The organism is Yersinia sp. Marseille-Q3913, assembly GCF_963892745.1.
Lineage (GTDB): Bacteria > Pseudomonadota > Gammaproteobacteria > Enterobacterales > Enterobacteriaceae > Yersinia > Yersinia bercovieri.
Genome location: NZ_CAWQAF010000095.1, coordinates 79,997 through 97,556, shown reverse-complemented (window position 1 = coordinate 97,556; position 17,560 = coordinate 79,997). Strand labels below are relative to the sequence as shown.

The window sequence follows — 17,560 nt, the reverse complement described above, 5'->3', positions numbered from 1 at the left end:
TTTCTACTATTCTTGATGAGTGACATTATTCATTAATAAAAAATAACGAATGCGAGTGCCATAACAGCCAATCCTGCGGATGCTGCTTCATTGACGTTTCGATCAATTCGGGTAATTTCTTTTTAACATCCCGCGCGCTAAGCGCAGGGTAAATATGGATTTTTATCCCTTTGTCGTAATACAGGTAATAAAAAACCACTTGCGCCGACAGTGCTCTGGCAATGCGAATAATGCCACTGTGCAAATTGGCGGGTCGGTTAAACAGCTGGCAGGGCATTTTGGCGGTTTCTGCCATCTGATTATTGACGGTGTAATCAGGCGTAATATCCGGAAAAACCATGATATTTCGCTTATGCTCTGCCGCTTCCATAATGGCGTCCATCAGGTTACCGGCAATCGCACGGCTATCAGCATGAATGGAGCAATAAGAGATATTCACCCCACCCATTTGCCGCGCCTGCTCTTCATAAGCCTCAGCGCTAGCCGAGACCACAACTGTCGCCTGACCCGGATAAGCCCCAGCGCCCACCATGCCGGCGAGCACATCCGAAACCATGTGCAGTGGTGCCAAAACAACCGGCGAACCGGCTGCGTGCAGTGCACTGACCTGACTGTCCAACTGCTGGGTACAGGCAGCCAACTGCGCTAAAATCCGCCGATTCTGCCCATAGGTTGCCGCCAACTCCAACACCTGACGCCGCTGTGCAGTGCGAATAAAATTTTGCGCCGACGGGCTTTTCTGGTCGGCCAATAAGCATTGGCTATTGGCCGCCGCCACATGGGCCAGATTCTTCTGTCGCCGTGACACCAAACCGAAAGCCCGGCGCAGAGCGCCGAGCATCAGTAGAAAGCGATAATCACCGTGCCGTAATAGCCAGATAGCCAGTTGGGCCTGCCTGCGGGTGAATGCTTGCCCGCTAAAAGCCAGCTTATCCAGCTGGTTTCTCCAGGCAAAATAACCCCATACGGCTAGCAGTCTCATTATTTCTCCAGCGCCTTATCGTGCTCGAGTAGTGACAAGAGGTGATCCGAGAACGCCGGGAATTCACGATCCTGTAACGCAATCCATTTCTTGCCGACAATAAAGGTCGGGGTGGCGTCAATTTTGTAGTGCGCCGTCACTGCCGTCATATAAGCGATTAGCGCTTTGGCTTGTGCAGACTGGCTAGCTTGCTGATATTTGGCGACATCGATGCCATTAGCTTTTAACCAGTTCTCGAGTTGGCTGTTATCGCTGAAATCGATGTTATCTTCGAGTACCGCTTTGTAAGCACTTTGCCGATGCTGCGACTCAATGCCCATCACAGATAATGTGGCGAACATCGGTGCGAAACGCCCCAGCCCCGAGGTTTTATCACTGCTGATATGTAGGCGAATAAAGCGGCTGCCCTCTGGCATACGCTTTTCTAATTGTGCGACATTCTCTTCATTGATGGCGCAGTAATGGCAGCCATAGGAGAAGATTTCAATAATCGTTTTATCGTCTTTGATTGGGCTGTTTGCAACTTCACTTTCGCTGACAGAAAACAGCGTTTCCTGGGTATCTTGATTAAGCACGAAATAGTGGAAATAGGCTGTTGTTATCAATGAAGAAATAAGGATAACCAACAGTGTGTAACCGATAAAAAATCCCTTATTTCTAAATATACTGTTTTTTGTCGACATATCGTTTTTAATAGACATAAAGGTGTATTCACATTCAAGGTTCAGATAAAGACATAAACAAGTGTTAAATCATATTTATGTCGGCTTAAATTCGTGTTTCTTAGCATTCAGTTAATGCGAAAATTCTTGAATCCGAAAATAGATTCCGCATTAATAAAAACAAAGCAGGCAAGCACAGTCATTCGCCCTGCACTTGCCAGAGGCATCGTTAAATATCAATAGAGATTAACGAAGACTTAAAGCCACATCTTATTTGCAGTTAGCAACATTAGAAGGTGCAACTGTACGGCTAACAACTTTACCGTGTTTGTCAGTACAAGTCGTGATTGCCTGACAAGTTAAAGTGGTGCTACCAGTCAGCCACTCAAAAGTATCTTTACAAGTAGTACCAGTACCGCCAACGATTGTATTGGCATCAGCCAGGTTAATTTTTTTCATGAGTTTTTCCTTAAAGAAAAAATAAAAAATTACAGCCTATTATTTAATAGCCCATTGAAGTATGCGTTTTTAGTTATAGATTTAAATCTTAATAACCAACCACCAAAACACAGTGAATTTATACTATATAAACGCAATGAATTACAACTCAAAAATAACATTTATTCATCTTAAAATAACACACAAATAAATGCCGAGAGGATTCGCTGCTATATTTAAATAACAGTTAAACACCTCAATTTATGAATATTAAAATAGCGCATTTGAAACACTATTTTATCTTCATAATAATCATGCACTCAGATTAAGAGTGCATATAATTCTATATTTAGAGGTATGACATAATCACCACTCCACTTCCGCTAAACGTGCCCGCGTCAGGTAATGCTGGCGCATGAAGTGTTGATTCAATCAGGAAAGGGGTGTTTCCCACCGCAGCGGTTACCGTGACACCGCTGGACAGGTCTTGCCCCGACACTTTCAATGTCGAGGTCAAATTCCCATTTTGTCCAAGGTTGATACTTTTGCCACCCACCAGTGTCAATATCACTGATGTTCTGGCGGTGCAGTTGATAATCAATGGCTCAGTTTTTATTGCACCATCAACAGATTGCTGATTAAGCGAACCATGGTTGATATAGACATCACCGGTGACTTCACAGGTCTCAGGTGTCGGTGGAACCGCACCGCAGTAGGAGCCGGGAATGACCCTACCGGTGGTATTTCCATCATTGGACCCTTGCCAATACATCACACCAAAACAGCTACCAACAGCACGTAATGGATCAGGTGTCACGGTGCCCCAACTTCCTGACACTCCATTTTTAGCCACAAAAGCTGCTCTCATCATCTCCGCAGTCGCCCCCTGCGAAACAATAACCCGGGTCAGGGCATTGGATGGGTTACCACATATTTCAGCATTCGCCGCCGTCGAGTAGTGACATATCGCCACAGAACAAGATGCAGCTGTGCAAAGCACCCCCTGCATCTCCTCAGTTGGCCAGGCGAATGTCCCCTGATATTGCGTTCCCACTCTTGTTTGGGTCGAAACCCAGGCACTGGCCTGGCTATAGAGCGGCAATAAGAACAGCACGCAAGCTATTAGCCAGCAATATCCAGTATTCGATCGCATATTAGGCTGTTCCATTTATTTAAGTTCCATTGTCCTATCAGCATTCGTGCTGTTGATAATAAATTTCAGCGGCAACAACTTGGCGTTGGAATAACATCAGGCGGGAGAACTCACCGCTCAATAGTATTGCAAGCTAAATGTAGCAACTGCATTAAACTCACCGCGCTTAATCGTGCGCTGGGTAATGGCATCTGGCTCACCCTGAACATAAGCTTTCAGAGTAATAATATTGCTATCCGCGTTCAGCGAAATATCTTCACTAGCCTGGTCTAGAGGTAAGGGTCTACCCGCCAATGTTTCGATACCAATGCCTATTCCCATATCAGCATCAGTAACCGACAATAACCCCGGTAATTTAAGATTATTGTTGCCGGTAAACATAATTTTGGCGGTATTACCCAGGCTGATATCGCAATCGACCAGATGAATTTGAAATTGCTTACCTAAAGTACGTTGATTCGAATACAGATATTTATCGACCACCGTGCCAAAATTCAACGCAATAGCTTCGTCACCAGGGCGTATTGTGCAAGGCTCCGCGACTAATGCACCGTGAAAACGCATATTATCAGCGGCCCATGTTGGCATCGCCCAAACAATATTCAGCATCAAAATGCTGAATATAATTCGCTCAGGGCGCATCAACAGATTAAAATTAGCCATCATGTGATCCTATTGATAATCCACTAATAATGTGGCGGTGGCTGCAAAGGCCCCTTCAGTTAATGTCGCACCCGGTGCCTGGACCGGTACTGCCTGAAGCACCGGCGGGTTATTATTGTCATACGGAACACGTGTATTCAGTGTAAAAGCGGTGCCATTTTTCAGTATTCGAATACCCAGATCCGGGGTATCGGTTTGGATAGCTGCGGCATCAAAGGTGGTCACAGAGCCACTAATGATCGTCAGACCCAATTCCGAACTGCCAGTTGGCGTCGTATCACAGGTGACGGTGTAGGGCACACTCTGGGTATAATTGGTGCCATTAATTTTGTTCACCCCAAGATTCTCCCCAAAAGCAACATCGATGGTGCTACCACCACTAATGATGCAAGGTGGGGGATTAATCAGTGTGCCCGAAAATTGCATATTCTCGGCAAACGCCAACTGACCACTTAGTACCAGAACCACCGCAACAGAAACGCGCGATATCAATACGCTGTTTTTCATTATTGATACTCCACAACCATGGTGGCTGCTGCGGTAAAAAGACCAGTCGCCAATGCAGCACTTGTTTGTTTTATCGGTACAGCCTGCAACACAGGGATTGTCGGATAGGTAAAATTGAATGTGCTATTGAGCGGTAATGCTTGCCCACTGCGCATCAATTTGATCCCTAAACCCGTGTTGCTAGTTCTTAAATAGCTGGCGTCGGGCGTAGCACCATCACCTTTGATGCTCATTTTCATGGCATTGGATGCTGCCGCAGTACAGTTCAGGCTATAGCTTATCGGCTTCATGTAATTAGCGCCGTCAATGCGCGAAGTCAGTAGGTCATCACCAAAATCGACGGTGATCATGCTGTTGCTGTTAATCACACAAGGCGGCGCAGCAAAAATATTGACCGTGACATTGACTGCCGCAACTTTATTCAGCGCCCATGCAGAGCTGCTTAACAATGTCGTCGCGCCGATGAAGGTCATCATGACCATCGGGAGCAGCCGACTAGCTATGTAGCGACCAACCGGGCCGCGACAAACAGAGCGGCGATAAACAACACTCATCCCATATTCCTTTTTCATCGTTCAGTCTGACATCCGCGCTGTCGTCTCATCTGCTCAGCTAAAGCCGTACCGAGATAAACAGTTATTTAACGCTTTCGACCACTGAGCAGGTGCTGCCAGTACAACCAAAGATCATTTTTGGTCGGCCACCAAAATCATTGACGTAAGTCAGTACCGGTTTGCTGCCCAATGCACCCGCGCTGACATCTAACATGCCCTGTGATTTTGGTGCGATCATCAGCGGCTTGAAGCCCGCAGCTGTTTTGCCATTTTTGCTCTCACTGGCATCGACCAGCGTGATGTAATACGGCGTCGGATTATTCACCTGGTAGCGATCGCCCTGGCGAGTCAACTGCACTTTTTCTTGCCACGGTGTCGCCATGTCGGCCTTTTGTGGCACGATGCTGGCTGGGCGGTAAAAAAGCTTAATGCGAGTTTGCAGCGCAATCTGCAAGGTATTGGCTTTTTCCGAGCGCGGTGGAATTTCACGCAAGTTAAAGTAGTAGAGCGTTTCACGGTCTTGTGCCAACTGGCTCACCGCTGGCAAGGTCTGTATTTTTAGCTGGCTGAGCGCACCTGGCTCCACACGCTGAACCGGTGGAACTACCGTCAGCGGGGAGTTAATCTTGTTCCCCTGCTCATCTTCAATCCATCCCTGCGCCAGATAAGGCAATTGCTTATTCTGGTTGCTGATGTTCAGGCTGATCGACTTATCGCCGCCATTGAGGATCACCCGGGTTCTGTCCAGTGCAATCGCTGCTGTCGCCTGCTGGGCCATCAATGCCGTTACTAAAAGGGCGGCGATGCGCAGTTTATTATTCAATTTCATTACCTTTTCCTTCGAATTAATCATGTCAGAACCTAGTGGCGCCGATCGTTTTCTATTCTCTAAACGAGCTGTTATCCGCAGGTCCATTGCTCAACCTTTCTACTGTGATACCGGGGGTTTATCCCCTTCCGTTATCGGCTGACAAGGCAACAGTAGATTCGTCAGTACTGCTGGAGTCAGTATCTTCGGAAGTGTCACGCTACATTGCGCCTTCCCATTCCAGTGCACTGACATGGTTTCACCGGCTTTGATCCCACTGAGATAAGTAGAACCATCGTCATTAACAATGCCGGTCTCTTGCTGATTTCCATTTAATACCGTGGCACCGAATGGCGGTGCTGAACCATCAGCCATGCGCAGCATGGCCATCGCTTTCTCACCAGCAATCACATTAAAGCGGCGATAACCGATAGCACCTTCAGTCAGTGTCACTTGTGCTACCGTGCCTCGGGCTTCCACGTTATCCGACAAGTTATCGATATCGATACTCGCTCGGTTGCGGTGATAACTATTCACATCGCTAACAATGGCTTTACCAAAGCGGTTGGTACGTACAGTTGAGCCATAGCCCTGAACCGGAACATCTTCCACACCTTGAGTATCAAGTAGCAGTCGCGTGCCACCCATGACATTCGCCCGATGTAGTGCCGCACCTTCACCCGTGACGGTAGCCCCCCCCTGAATACCTAAACCGACGGAGGAGTACTGCCCTTCCTGATAGCTGGCGTTGGCATTAATATCTGCGCTATTGCCAATATGGTTATAGTTACCACTCACCAACGCGCCGCTACGTGCTACGCCCGTATTAATCTGGTAGTTGTTGTGAGCATCAGGACGATTGGCGTATCCGACTCGATGCGTGTTTTCACCACTACTGACTGACGCGCTATAACTCAAGGTGGCGTTGTTACCGAATGGCATGGATAAGGACAAGTACATCCCGTCATCATTGCTGTCGTTATACCGGTTACGGAAAGCAGACAGTGACAGACTGACGTTCTTGAATTTACCCACGTCAAAATAGCGAGCTAATGAGAGGTTATAGCGGTCATTCGCCGAACGATCCCAATAGGTCTGATGGCTATAGTTCAGATAAGCACTCAACCCCAGATCACGGAACTGCTGGTTGAAGCTGATGGTATACATCTCTTTATTGCCGCCGACTCTGTCGCCGCGATATCGCGCATCGAGATACTCGGTCATGCTCATAAAGTTACGTTCAGAGAAGCGGTAGCCGGCGAACGTCACCTGGCTGCCCGTTTCCTGGAAGTTTTTCGAATAGTTGACTCGGTAAGAGCCACCACTCAAGGTGCCTTGATCCGGCAAGTTGGCCCAGGATTGAGTCATATCAACCGACACGGCACCAAACTCCATCAGATCACGCCCCACCCCCATGGATGCTGCTTGATATTCGTTTTCACCGCTGATCCCACCACCAAACAGTGACCAACCGTTATTGACCCCCCAAGAGAACTCCCCGGTGGCAAATGCCGGCCCTTCAGCCCGATGCCCAATATTCGAGGGCTTACCGGCGGCAACCCGATAGCGCACCATTCCAGGGCGAGTCAGGTAAGGAATACTGGCGGTATTGACCTGGAATTGCTGGACTTGGCCATCAAGCTCCTCCACCCGCACATCTAAAGCCCCAGAAACAAAACTATTCAGGTTCTGAATACGGAATGGGCCGGCGGCGACCAGTGTTTCACTCAATACACGCCCTTGTTGGCTCACAATGACCCGCGCATTGGTGCGGGCAACACCCATAATTTCAGGTGCATAACCGCGTAAATTCGGCGGTAACATGTTGTCATCAGTGACCAGACTGGCACCACTGAAGCGGAAGCTGTCAAAAATCCCTGAGTTGAGAAAATCTTCACCCAACGTCAACTTGGCACCCAAACTCGGTATCGCACGGTAGGCGTAATAACGGCTCCAATCCCACTGACGTTCAGTCGGCGAACCAGAAACCTGCTCAATACGCGTCTGCCAATCCGCACGGAACCGCCAGGCGCCAACGTTGGCCCCAGTGGTGCCGTTACCGCTCAAGCTATTGTTGTTGGTATTGTTGGTCTGCTGGCGGTTCAATTGCCCCAACAGGTTATAGTCGAAAAGCACCCCAGGAATACCCTCTTCCCAACGAGAGGGCGGATCCCAATCGGGTTCGCTGTATTCCAACCAAGCTTGCGGCACACTCAGGTAGAGTGATGAGGTCGCCAAGTCACCTTGCACAGTCAAACCGGGCAAGCTGCTGATATCCAAACACTCGCCATTGCGCCACCAGGTCAGCTTATGAAGGTTTTCTTCTTTCAGCGCCAGCAACTCAACCAACTTGGGTGATAAACACGCCTCACTAATTTTTGGATCTTTCTCAGAGGCGTAGAACACCACAGGTTGTTCGTTGAGTTCCTGCTTATTCATATGAACCAATAAGTTATAACTCCCAGGCATGATATAACCACGTTGGGAGAATTGGCTCAGATCGATATTGGCGCGATCTTTGGTATCCAACACATCGGTATTAAACTGGATATCATCGCTGGCTGACACGCCATAGGCATTGCCACTTAACGCAACTGCAATCAAAATGCGTAATAAACCACTACGGGCAATACCGTGGGTGATGAAACGAGCGGATACCATGGGATATGTCACCTTACTCATTGAAATCAGTAATAATCCAATTTGAAACGAACACTGGAGTAATAGTTTCCAGCGCGCAGCATCTTGCCATTGCCCACTAACCGCAGGGCATAATTGAGTCTCATATCATCACTAGGAATAATGTTAATTTCCGGTGACGGCACACCTGGAGTAGAAGCATTGCCTTTATCATCAATGATTTGCATTGCAACTCCCTCGGCTTCACCGTAAACCGCGAAATTACTGCCATCCGCCGCACCATCAAATGAGACCGTAAAATGCTGCCGATTGGACTTATCGGGATCCGCATGAACTAACGTGCAATCCAGTAAGCGAATTGCAAACGGGTGCTCATTCCCCACGCCATTCTCAACCAACTGACCGATCGGCATAATCGCCATATCGATGGTCTGCTCCAAACTTCCTGGGTCTATCGCGCAAGATGTGTCAGTAATACTTCCTTCCATACTCACGTAGCCCAAATCTGTCTTCATGGGATCAGCCATTGCAGAAACACTAAGCAATGACGCCATTAGTAAGGAGGGAGGCACTAGCAAAAAAAATGACCTGGACATAAATCACCTAGCTCATCCAACACGTATCTTTCTCAAGATAAAAAGACATGCGGATAAATCCGCATGTCCAATTAAAAAAGGGGTGCTTATTGGTAAGCCAACATGAAGTTAGCTACGCTTGAGAAGCTACCTGGTTTGATGGCGTCAGAAGCAGTGCTGCCCTGCAGGTAAGCAGAGAAAGCCAAAGTGTTGTTGCCGGTGATCAGAGTCTGTTCAGCAGTTGCATCGCCCAGAGTCACAACAGAACCAGTACCATCAACGATGGCAATACCAGCGCCTTCAGCCAGACCAACGATACCCAGCAGGCCAGGGACTGCAGCTGATTCTGCACCGCTAAAAGTAGTGGTTACTGTTTTCAGAGTAGTGGTATCGCAGTTTTCCAGTTTGATGTCGAAATCATGGGAAGAAGAACGACCACCATTCTGCAGAGCTACGTTAGAGATCTGACCCATTTCAACAGTCTGAGAATCAGAACCTGCTGCGATTGAGCATGGCGCATCAATGATAGAGCCATTGAAAGTCACAGTACCTTGACCTTGATCTGCTGCGTTAGCTACAGAAGCAAAACCTAATACCAAAGCTGCTGCCAAGATCGTTTTATTCAGTTTCATTACGTAATTCCTTTATACACAATTTAAGTTTTGCAAGTTCACCTACCTTAATAGACTCAAGGTAAATACTGCATCGAAGTAGTTGAAACATAAGAACTCATGCATCTTATTTTCGTTAAAATACGAAGAAATAAGTCGCGTACAACAGAGAGCTATAGATTCAACATGCAGACATTGAAAGACGCCTGCATTTTAAAAAAACCTTTAAATAACGTTTAAGACCTTTTTGTTCGAAGCAGATAATACAAATATAGATGCTTAGTTCATAGGTAATTAATTCAAAAAATCAAAATTCAGAGTGTTTGCCTTAATTAATTACAGTTACCAATTAATATCGATAAGATTGATCGATAAACATCACACCTTCGACACTTACCACTACCAAAAATGACATGTCGACACATTAGATCGCTAAAAGTCACTTTTTCGAAATTAACGATTGCTTATTCCATAAGTCAAATTATAATCGACATTAAATCCTAAAGACCTTAATTCAAAAAGCAGAAAAAACTTAGCATCGATAAATCCAAGCCTTAATAGCAGCTTAAAAACCAAAGCAATATTTTGATTTAAAGTCATAAAGATTACGACAACATATTGAAATATATGAATAAAAAATTACAAACTCAAAATTTTATTTTACTAAAAAATAAAGGTTCATTGTTTTATTATGCATTTGAGAATGGTATTTATTTGGAGCTAAAAGCCGTATTAATTATTAATTTTCGCACCCTGCTTTATGATCGTTAAATGAAAATTATAAAAACAATACAAAATAAATAAGACGAGACCTTAATGCCTGTAAGAACCATCCTTTAAATTTGTAGGAAAATACTTACTCGCGCGTGGGAAATATAAATAAAGAGTAGAGAATGTAAGAAATAAAAAACAAGACATTCTTAATAAAGATATTGCATTAGGAGAAATCAATGAAACCTAAGAATCAACGTAAAGAAGAAGTCATGGGAATATTGGAAGAAACATGTCATGTATTGAAAGAACAGTTTAGTGAATCTGTACCACCAGTGGAGAGTTGGCCAAAAACCCGAGAGTTGGCTGATAAAGCACAATTAGATATTTATACCGCAAGATTGGTATTAATGAAGTTGGTTGCTGAGAACAGAGCCAAGATGTCTGAAACTAAAGTGTTGAATTCATTACGCTGGTTTATTGCTCAGCCAGCAGAAAAATAGAGACGGCAGCCCTAAGGGGGTGCCAGTGACTGAATGCGCTGATAAAACGTGAACCAATCATGGTGTCATGTTTTATTCGATATAAAAGTAACTTGTTGATAGATAATGAAACTCTGTTTACCTACACCAATAAAAAACGCCCTCCCAGCGAAAGGGAGTCATCTAATTGTTATCGCAATCATCGCCATAACATTTATTGCCATGATGCACTATGAGATCAATAGAGGCGGTGCCGGGCTTCATCTCCCCACCAACATTGTCATCTGGGCCATGATGGCGCTACTGACAATTGCACTCTATTGGCCACGTCATGAAGCGGGCCATACCCTGAACTCTCCGGGTTGTCTGTGGCTACTATCCGGTGCACTCATGATGAGTATTCCTGGATTATTTCCCGCCTCCTTGCAGCACATAGGTGCTTGGTTACCCCGTATTTTAGGTTTGTGGGGCGGGATAATAGTGCTGTTTGGGCTTTTTCGGCTGAAGCTGAGCACTGGTTCGCGACAAGTGTGGTTGATGCTCATCCTGTTGTCCGCTTGGGGGCAGGCCATGCTGGCCCTACTGCAACTATTTGTTTTTACATCCGATAACTGGATGGAGTTCGATATTGCACAGCGCCCTTATGGCATCTTTCAGCAAACTAACGTGCTGGCCAGTTATCTGGCAACGGGTTATGCCATCGCCGCCTATCTGTTTATGGTCTCAGGCAGCCGAGCCGTACGCGGTATCAGCACACTGACACTACTGATTATCCCCGGCTTATTGATGCTGCTGCAATCGCGGATCGGCTGGGTCGGTGGAGTCTCAACCTTACTCTTGCTTTCGCTCTATTATTGGCGTCAGCGGCAAATCGCCTGGTTGTGGTTATCGAGTCTGCTAAGCATACTGGCCGCCCTTTACCTGCTAAGCCAATTGAGTGATAGCTTGCTGCTCGCCAAAGAAGCCAGTAACCGCGATCGCGGGTTAATCCTCAAATATACCTGGCACATGATACAGCAGCACCCCTGGCTAGGTTGGGGCTACGGTAGCTTTGAGTCTGCTTTTGCGCAAACACTGTCACAAGCCGGGCAAGTCCCGAATAACTTTATTTTCCCTTCTCACCCCCATAATGAAGTGCTGTATGGCTGGGCTGAGGGTGGCATCGTGGCACTGGTAGGAATGTTGTTACTCGCTATCGGCTATGTAAAACCCCTGTTGATGCAGCCCAAAGCGGTGTTCCCGCTGTGGGTGCTCACTTTGCCGATCGCGTTGCATCTGATGACCGAGCTGCCTCTTTATCAATCCGCCGCCCACTGGCTGGTGCTTATTCTGCTTGGCCGATTGATGATCCCGGAAAACATGTTGGTGGCAGCAACCACACCTCCCCAGCTATGGCAACGCGGGCTGCACTATGTCGTCATTTTATCGGCAATATCTACTCTGCTATTTATGATGACGGGCTTCAAAACTGGCCGAGTGCTGACACTGGCCGAAAGAGATGGGTTAGTTGATATGCGGCCATTAAGTTCTCTGACGAATCCCTACATTCAATGGGAAAGGTATGAGTACAACCGCCATATCAATCTGTTACTGCAATTTAACCAGCGCCAAGATCCTATGTTACTGGCGCAGTTTAGTGCATGGGCAGAGCAGTACATTCAGCTACACAATGATCCGAATATTTATCTAAGCCTCATCATGATTAACCAGTATCAGAACAATGCTGCTCAAGCCAATCGCCTGTATCAGACGGCGAAAGCTCTATTCCCTGGCAACCCCGCCTTCAAGTAACATTTTGAAACTATTACGTTAGGATTTTATAGCCTTTGAACTTAGGGGCTGAACTGCATAATTGGGAAGGAGCTCGAATTTTTACCTATGTCAGTTTTCAGGCCACTGGGCTAGTATGTCGACTGGAAAAAGGACTTAACTAGAAAATATAAACGCATGAATAATCCTGATAAGCTTGATAGCCACACACCAATGATGCAGCAGTACCTTCGACTCAAAGCCCAGCATCCGGACATACTGCTGTTCTACCGGATGGGGGATTTTTATGAGCTGTTTTACAGTGATGCGAAGCGCGCCTCACAGCTGCTGGATATCTCACTGACCAAACGCGGTGCTTCTGCTGGTGAGCCGATTCCCATGGCTGGTGTCCCCTATCATTCAATTGAGCCCTATCTGGCGAAACTGGTCCAGTTAGGTGAATCAGCGGCTATCTGTGAGCAAATCGGTGACCCGGCAACCAGTAAAGGGCCGGTTGAGCGCAAAGTCGTGCGAATAGTGACGCCCGGAACAGTCAGTGATGAGGCTTTACTGCAAGAGCGACAGGATAATCTGCTGGCCGCTATTTGGCAGGATGCACGTGGATTTGGCTATGCGACCCTGGATATCAGTTCTGGTCGCTTCCGGGTTGCAGAACCGGACGATATTGAAACCATGGCCGCCGAGCTGCAACGCACCAATCCTGCCGAACTGTTGTATCCAGAGAACTTCGAGCAGATGTCGCTGATTGAGCATCGCCATGGCTTACGCCGCCGCCCATTGTGGGAGTTTGAGCTGGAAACCGCCAAACAGCAGCTTAATCTGCAATTCGGCACGCGCGACTTAATCGGTTTTGGTGTTGAGCAAGCCCATCAGGCATTACGTGCCGCGGGCTGCCTGCTGCAATATGTCAAAGATACCCAGCGCACCTCCTTGCCCCATATCCGTGGTTTAACCATGGAGCGCCAGCAAGATGGTATCGTGATGGATGCCGCCACCCGCCGTAATCTCGAACTGACCCTTAATTTATCCGGCGGTACAGAGAATACGCTGGCGGCAATTCTTGATTGCAGTGTGACCGCCATGGGTAGCCGAATGCTGAAACGCTGGCTCCATATGCCCGTGCGCGATATCAAGGTGTTAACGGATCGCCAGCAAGCCATTGGCGGCCTGCAAGATATTACGGCCGAGCTGCAAACACCGCTGCGTCAAGTCGGTGATTTAGAACGTATTTTAGCACGACTGGCACTACGCACCGCCCGTCCGAGAGATCTGGCTCGTATGCGTCATGCTTTTCAGCAATTGCCGGAGATCCATCGCTTACTGCAACCGGTAGATGTTCCTCATGTGCAAAACCTGCTATCGCAAGTCGGCCAGTTTGATGAGTTACTCGACTTGCTGGAGCGGGCCATTGTTGAAACGCCGCCGGTATTAGTGCGCGATGGTGGCGTTATTGCACCGGGCTACAATGCCGAGCTGGATGAGTGGCGAGCACTGGCCGATGGCGCGACCGACTATCTGGATCGGCTGGAAATTCGCGAACGTGAGAAGTTGGGTCTGGATACGCTAAAAGTGGGCTTCAATGGCGTCCATGGCTACTACATTCAGGTGAGTCGTGGTCAGAGCCATCTGGTTCCAATTCATTATGTCCGCAGACAAACACTGAAGAATGCCGAGCGCTACATTATTCCTGAGCTGAAAGAGTATGAAGACAAAGTTCTGACCTCTAAAGGCAAAGCGCTGGCGATTGAAAAAGGGTTATACGAAGAGATTTTTGATCTGCTATTGCCACATCTGTCCGAATTGCAAACCAGCGCCAATGCACTGGCTGAGCTGGATGTGCTGTCGAATCTGGCGGAAAGAGCAGAAACACTCAACTACAGTTGCCCGACCCTGAGTGATAAACCGGGGATCAAAATTACCGGTGGTCGCCATCCGGTGGTTGAGCAAGTGTTGAGCGAACCCTTTATCTCTAACCCGCTGACGCTATCACCTCAACGACGTATGCTGATCATTACTGGCCCAAATATGGGGGGTAAAAGCACCTATATGCGCCAAACAGCACTGATTGTGCTGCTAGCCCACCTGGGGAGTTATGTGCCTGCGGATCAGGCTACGATTGGTCCGATTGATCGCATCTTCACCCGTGTTGGCGCGGCGGACGATCTGGCATCTGGCCGCTCTACCTTCATGGTGGAAATGACAGAAACCGCCAATATACTGCATAACGCCACCGAGCAAAGTTTGGTGTTGATGGATGAAATTGGGCGCGGTACATCAACTTATGATGGCTTATCACTGGCCTGGGCCTGCGCTGAAAATCTGGCTAGCCGCATTAAAGCAATGACGCTGTTTGCCACCCATTACTTTGAGCTAACTACCCTGCCGGAAAAAATGGAGGGCGTGGTAAACGTACACCTTGATGCGTTGGAGCATGGGGAAACTATCGCCTTTATGCACAGCGTACAAGATGGCGCAGCCAGTAAAAGTTATGGTTTGGCGGTTGCAGCACTGGCTGGTGTGCCGCGAGAGGTGATCAAGCGGGCGCGGCAGAAGCTGAAAGAGCTGGAGTCTCTCTCCAATAATGCCGCGGCGAGCAAAATTGATGGCTCGCAACTAACGCTGCTCAATGAAGAGACGCCACCCGCCGTTGAGGCATTGGAAGCTCTAGACCCCGATTCACTGTCACCTCGTCAGGCACTGGAGTGGATTTACCGCCTGAAAAGCATGGTATAACGCCCATAAAAAAACGGTGAACATCAGTTCACCGTTTTTGTGTTTTATCGGAATAACTCTCTATACCCTAAATACAATCTGAAATATGCCGGGTATATCTATTCGCGGAACAACGCCTCAATACTTAAACCTTGAGTTTGCAGAATTTCCCGCAGACGGCGCAAGCCTTCAACCTGAATCTGGCGGACACGTTCGCGTGTCAAACCAATCTCACGGCCAACATCTTCTAACGTTGCTGCTTCATATCCTAACAGACCAAAACGACGGGCCAATACTTCGCGCTGTTTTGCATTCAATTCAAACAGCCATTTGACGATACTTTGTTTCATATCATCATCTTGCGTTGTATCTTCCGGACCGTTTTCATTCTCGTCAGAGAGAATATCCAACAAGGCTTTCTCTGAGTCGCCGCCTAAAGGTGTATCAACAGAAGTGATACGTTCATTGAGGCGTAACATACGGCTCACGTCATCGACCGGCTTGTCGAGTTGCTCAGCAATCTCTTCAGCGCTCGGTTCATGATCCAATTTATGAGAAAGTTCTCGGGCAGTACGCAAATAAACGTTTAATTCTTTAACGATATGGATAGGCAAACGTATGGTTCGGGTTTGGTTCATAATTGCCCGCTCAATCGTTTGACGGATCCACCATGTGGCATAAGTGGAGAAACGAAAACCGCGTTCAGGATCAAACTTTTCCACCGCACGGATCAGGCCGAGGTTACCCTCCTCAATCAGATCCAGCAGCGCTAAGCCGCGATTGCTGTAACGACGAGCGATTTTCACCACCAACCGCAAGTTACTTTCAATCATACGCCGACGTGAAGGCACATCTCCGCGCAATGCACGCCGGGCAAAATAAACCTCCTCTTCTGCGGTCAGCAGTGGCGAATAACCAATCTCACCAAGGTAGAGCTGTGTCGCATCCAGCACGCGCTGGGTAACGCCTTGCGCCAACAGCTCATCTTCCGCTAACTCGCTTTCAGTAGGTTCATCCTCTACTAATGCTTTTTCATCGAAAATTTCAGTTTCCGTACTGTTTTCATCAAAATCAGCATCTTCATGCAACTCGTTAACTTTCAGCGTATTTTGGCTCATATGCTGCTCCTACCCGTGAATCCGGCGAGCAGAATACAGCGTATTCTGCCCAATCTATCGCTGCGGAAGGTAACGCAGCGGGTTTACGGATTTCCCCTTGTAACGAATTTCAAAGTGCAATCTTACTGAACTGGTTCCGGTGCTACCCATGGTGGCTATTTTTTGACCCGCCTTCACTTCTTCTTGTTCCCGGACCAGCATTGTATCGTTGTGAGCATAGGCGCTCAGGTAATCATCATTGTGTTTGATGATGATTAGATTACCGTAACCACGCAGTGCGTTCCCAGCATACACAACCCGCCCATTTGCTGTAGCGAAGATCGGCTGCCCACGAGAACCGGCGATATCAATCCCTTTATTGCCCCCTTCGGAAGCAGAGAAGCTATCGATCGTTTTGCCCTCAGTTGGCCATTTCCAGCTACTGACTGGACCACCATTGCTGGTTGGATCACTGATGGGACTGCTTGGCGCAGTAACAGGTGCGGTAGTCGCGGCAACTGCACCTGACGCTGGTAACATTTTACCAACATTCTGTTTACCCGAGTTTCCAGAATACGCGCTAGTTGGTTGAGAATCAACCGTTGTAGTTGTGTTCTGAATATTTGACGGCGGTTTTGCTATTCCGCCTGATGTGGCATCAGTCGCAGCTAACATTCCACCACCAGAGCCATTCCCCAACTGAATGGATTGCCCCACATTTAGGCTATATGGCTCAGCAATATTATTTTTTGCGGCCAGATCACGGAAGTCATTTCCCGTTATCCAGGCGATATAAAACAGCGTGTCGCCACGCTTAACGGTATAGGTATCACCGCTGTAACTTCCTTTGGGGATAGTGCCGTAACTGCGGTTATAAACGATACGCTCACCCGAACTGTTGGTGTCCGAGCCACTTAGCATGGTACCTGAACGATCACCACCGACACTGCTGATTGGCGCAGAGGTTGTATTATCATTGCTACAACCTGCCAACCATAAACTCATAACCGTACATGCCGCAATTCGGCGTAATGTAATCATTGGGCTTCCCGTGCTCATGCTTCCCCCATGACAGCAATAATAAGCGATGTATCAAATACAGAAGCGCGCATGCTATCAATACCACGCCTGCCATACCATAAAATTTATGTTACTGATTTTTTTGCCGATCTTTCACGTAAACCAACACGTCTCG

The 17,560-nt window shown here is 47.6% G+C and carries 16 protein-coding genes; 3 read left to right on the top strand and 13 right to left on the bottom strand.

Going from position 1 to position 17,560, the window contains the following annotated elements; translation table 11 throughout:
* Positions 1–25 precede the first annotated feature (25 nt).
* The 11 genes from AACW11_RS20480 to AACW11_RS20430 form a co-directional block, all read right to left on the bottom strand.
* On the bottom strand, positions 26–982 hold the full coding sequence (locus AACW11_RS20480; protein WP_212585363.1) for an ABC transporter: 957 nt from the start codon (positions 980–982) through the stop codon (positions 26–28).
* The gene (locus tag AACW11_RS20475; protein WP_212585415.1) at positions 982–1,608 is read right to left on the bottom strand and encodes a DsbA family protein; all 627 of its coding nucleotides are present in this window, start codon (positions 1,606–1,608) and stop codon (positions 982–984) included. The genes AACW11_RS20480 and AACW11_RS20475 overlap by 1 nt, the downstream gene beginning before the upstream one ends.
* 306 nt (positions 1,609–1,914) lie before the next feature.
* Complete coding sequence (locus AACW11_RS20470) at positions 1,915–2,103, bottom strand: DUF4762 family protein (protein ID WP_212585362.1); 189 nt, start codon at positions 2,101–2,103, stop codon at positions 1,915–1,917.
* A 328-nt stretch (positions 2,104–2,431) separates the two neighbouring features.
* Positions 2,432–3,235 (bottom strand): MrpH family fimbial adhesin, encoded by an 804-nt coding sequence (locus AACW11_RS20465; protein WP_249192811.1) that lies wholly within the window; start codon positions 3,233–3,235, stop codon positions 2,432–2,434.
* Between the two features lie 117 nt (positions 3,236–3,352).
* Positions 3,353–3,898, bottom strand: a complete 546-nt coding sequence (locus tag AACW11_RS20460) for a fimbrial protein (protein WP_032897810.1) — start codon at positions 3,896–3,898, stop codon at positions 3,353–3,355.
* A gap of 9 nt (positions 3,899–3,907) precedes the next feature.
* A complete protein-coding gene (locus tag AACW11_RS20455; RefSeq protein ID WP_212585360.1) occupies positions 3,908–4,405 on the bottom strand; it encodes a fimbrial protein in 498 nt (165 codons plus the stop codon).
* Positions 4,405–4,959, bottom strand: a complete 555-nt coding sequence (locus AACW11_RS20450) for a fimbrial protein (protein ID WP_212585359.1) — start codon at positions 4,957–4,959, stop codon at positions 4,405–4,407. The genes AACW11_RS20455 and AACW11_RS20450 overlap by 1 nt, the downstream gene beginning before the upstream one ends.
* An 82-nt stretch (positions 4,960–5,041) precedes the next feature.
* Entirely contained in the window at positions 5,042–5,788 is a 747-nt protein-coding gene (locus AACW11_RS20445; protein WP_212585358.1) for a fimbria/pilus periplasmic chaperone, read from the bottom strand.
* A gap of 99 nt (positions 5,789–5,887) precedes the next feature.
* The gene (locus AACW11_RS20440; protein ID WP_212585357.1) at positions 5,888–8,428 is read right to left on the bottom strand and encodes an outer membrane usher protein; all 2,541 of its coding nucleotides are present in this window, start codon (positions 8,426–8,428) and stop codon (positions 5,888–5,890) included.
* Positions 8,429–8,454: 26 nt separating this feature from the next.
* Positions 8,455–8,961: a fimbrial protein gene (locus tag AACW11_RS20435; protein WP_212585414.1), complete on the bottom strand. Its 507-nt coding sequence runs from the start codon at positions 8,959–8,961 to the stop codon at positions 8,455–8,457.
* A gap of 128 nt (positions 8,962–9,089) precedes the next feature.
* A complete protein-coding gene (locus tag AACW11_RS20430; RefSeq protein ID WP_005274134.1) occupies positions 9,090–9,614 on the bottom strand; it encodes a fimbrial protein in 525 nt (174 codons plus the stop codon).
* 929 nt (positions 9,615–10,543) lie between these two features.
* Between AACW11_RS20430 and AACW11_RS20425 the strand changes: the two genes are divergently transcribed.
* The 3 genes from AACW11_RS20425 to mutS all read left to right on the top strand — a co-directional run bounded on the left by AACW11_RS20425 (position 10,544) and on the right by mutS (position 15,289).
* Positions 10,544–10,807: a faeA-like family protein gene (locus tag AACW11_RS20425; protein ID WP_212585356.1), complete on the top strand. Its 264-nt coding sequence runs from the start codon at positions 10,544–10,546 to the stop codon at positions 10,805–10,807.
* Between the two features lie 105 nt (positions 10,808–10,912).
* On the top strand, positions 10,913–12,577 hold the full coding sequence (locus AACW11_RS20420) for a PglL family O-oligosaccharyltransferase (protein WP_212585355.1): 1,665 nt from the start codon (positions 10,913–10,915) through the stop codon (positions 12,575–12,577).
* A 156-nt stretch (positions 12,578–12,733) separates the two neighbouring features.
* A complete protein-coding gene (gene mutS / locus AACW11_RS20415; protein WP_212585354.1) occupies positions 12,734–15,289 on the top strand; it encodes a DNA mismatch repair protein MutS in 2,556 nt (851 codons plus the stop codon).
* A gap of 98 nt (positions 15,290–15,387) precedes the next feature.
* Here mutS and rpoS read toward each other — a convergent pair whose 3' ends face one another.
* Together rpoS and nlpD are read right to left on the bottom strand one after the other, a co-directional pair.
* Positions 15,388–16,386, bottom strand: coding sequence for an RNA polymerase sigma factor RpoS (gene rpoS, locus AACW11_RS20410; protein ID WP_019210991.1), 999 nt, complete (start codon positions 16,384–16,386; stop codon positions 15,388–15,390).
* A gap of 54 nt (positions 16,387–16,440) precedes the next feature.
* Positions 16,441–17,406: a murein hydrolase activator NlpD gene (nlpD, locus tag AACW11_RS20405; protein ID WP_212585413.1), complete on the bottom strand. Its 966-nt coding sequence runs from the start codon at positions 17,404–17,406 to the stop codon at positions 16,441–16,443.
* Between the last annotated feature and the right edge of the window lie 154 nt (positions 17,407–17,560).

Excerpts from the sequence above, each read along its gene's own strand:
- AACW11_RS20480 (WP_212585363.1), bottom strand. The coding sequence starts at position 982 with ATGAGACTGCTAGCCGTATGGGGTTATTTTGCCTGGAGAAACCAGCTG.
- AACW11_RS20470 (WP_212585362.1), bottom strand. The coding sequence starts at position 2,103 with ATGAAAAAAATTAACCTGGCTGATGCCAATACAATCGTTGGCGGTACT.
- AACW11_RS20465 (WP_249192811.1), bottom strand. The coding sequence starts at position 3,235 with ATGCGATCGAATACTGGATATTGCTGGCTAATAGCTTGCGTGCTGTTC.
- AACW11_RS20460 (WP_032897810.1), bottom strand. The coding sequence starts at position 3,898 with ATGGCTAATTTTAATCTGTTGATGCGCCCTGAGCGAATTATATTCAGC.
- AACW11_RS20455 (WP_212585360.1), bottom strand. The coding sequence starts at position 4,405 with ATGAAAAACAGCGTATTGATATCGCGCGTTTCTGTTGCGGTGGTTCTG.
- AACW11_RS20450 (WP_212585359.1), bottom strand. The coding sequence starts at position 4,959 with ATGAGTGTTGTTTATCGCCGCTCTGTTTGTCGCGGCCCGGTTGGTCGC.
- AACW11_RS20445 (WP_212585358.1), bottom strand. The coding sequence starts at position 5,788 with ATGAAATTGAATAATAAACTGCGCATCGCCGCCCTTTTAGTAACGGCA.
- AACW11_RS20440 (WP_212585357.1), bottom strand. The coding sequence starts at position 8,428 with ATGGTATCCGCTCGTTTCATCACCCACGGTATTGCCCGTAGTGGTTTA.
- AACW11_RS20435 (WP_212585414.1), bottom strand. The coding sequence starts at position 8,961 with ATGGCGTCATTGCTTAGTGTTTCTGCAATGGCTGATCCCATGAAGACA.
- AACW11_RS20430 (WP_005274134.1), bottom strand. The coding sequence starts at position 9,614 with ATGAAACTGAATAAAACGATCTTGGCAGCAGCTTTGGTATTAGGTTTT.
- AACW11_RS20425 (WP_212585356.1), top strand. The coding sequence starts at position 10,544 with ATGAAACCTAAGAATCAACGTAAAGAAGAAGTCATGGGAATATTGGAA.
- AACW11_RS20420 (WP_212585355.1), top strand. The coding sequence starts at position 10,913 with ATGAAACTCTGTTTACCTACACCAATAAAAAACGCCCTCCCAGCGAAA.
- mutS (WP_212585354.1), top strand. The coding sequence starts at position 12,734 with ATGAATAATCCTGATAAGCTTGATAGCCACACACCAATGATGCAGCAG.
- rpoS (WP_019210991.1), bottom strand. The coding sequence starts at position 16,386 with ATGAGCCAAAATACGCTGAAAGTTAACGAGTTGCATGAAGATGCTGAT.
- nlpD (WP_212585413.1), bottom strand. The coding sequence starts at position 17,406 with ATGATTACATTACGCCGAATTGCGGCATGTACGGTTATGAGTTTATGG.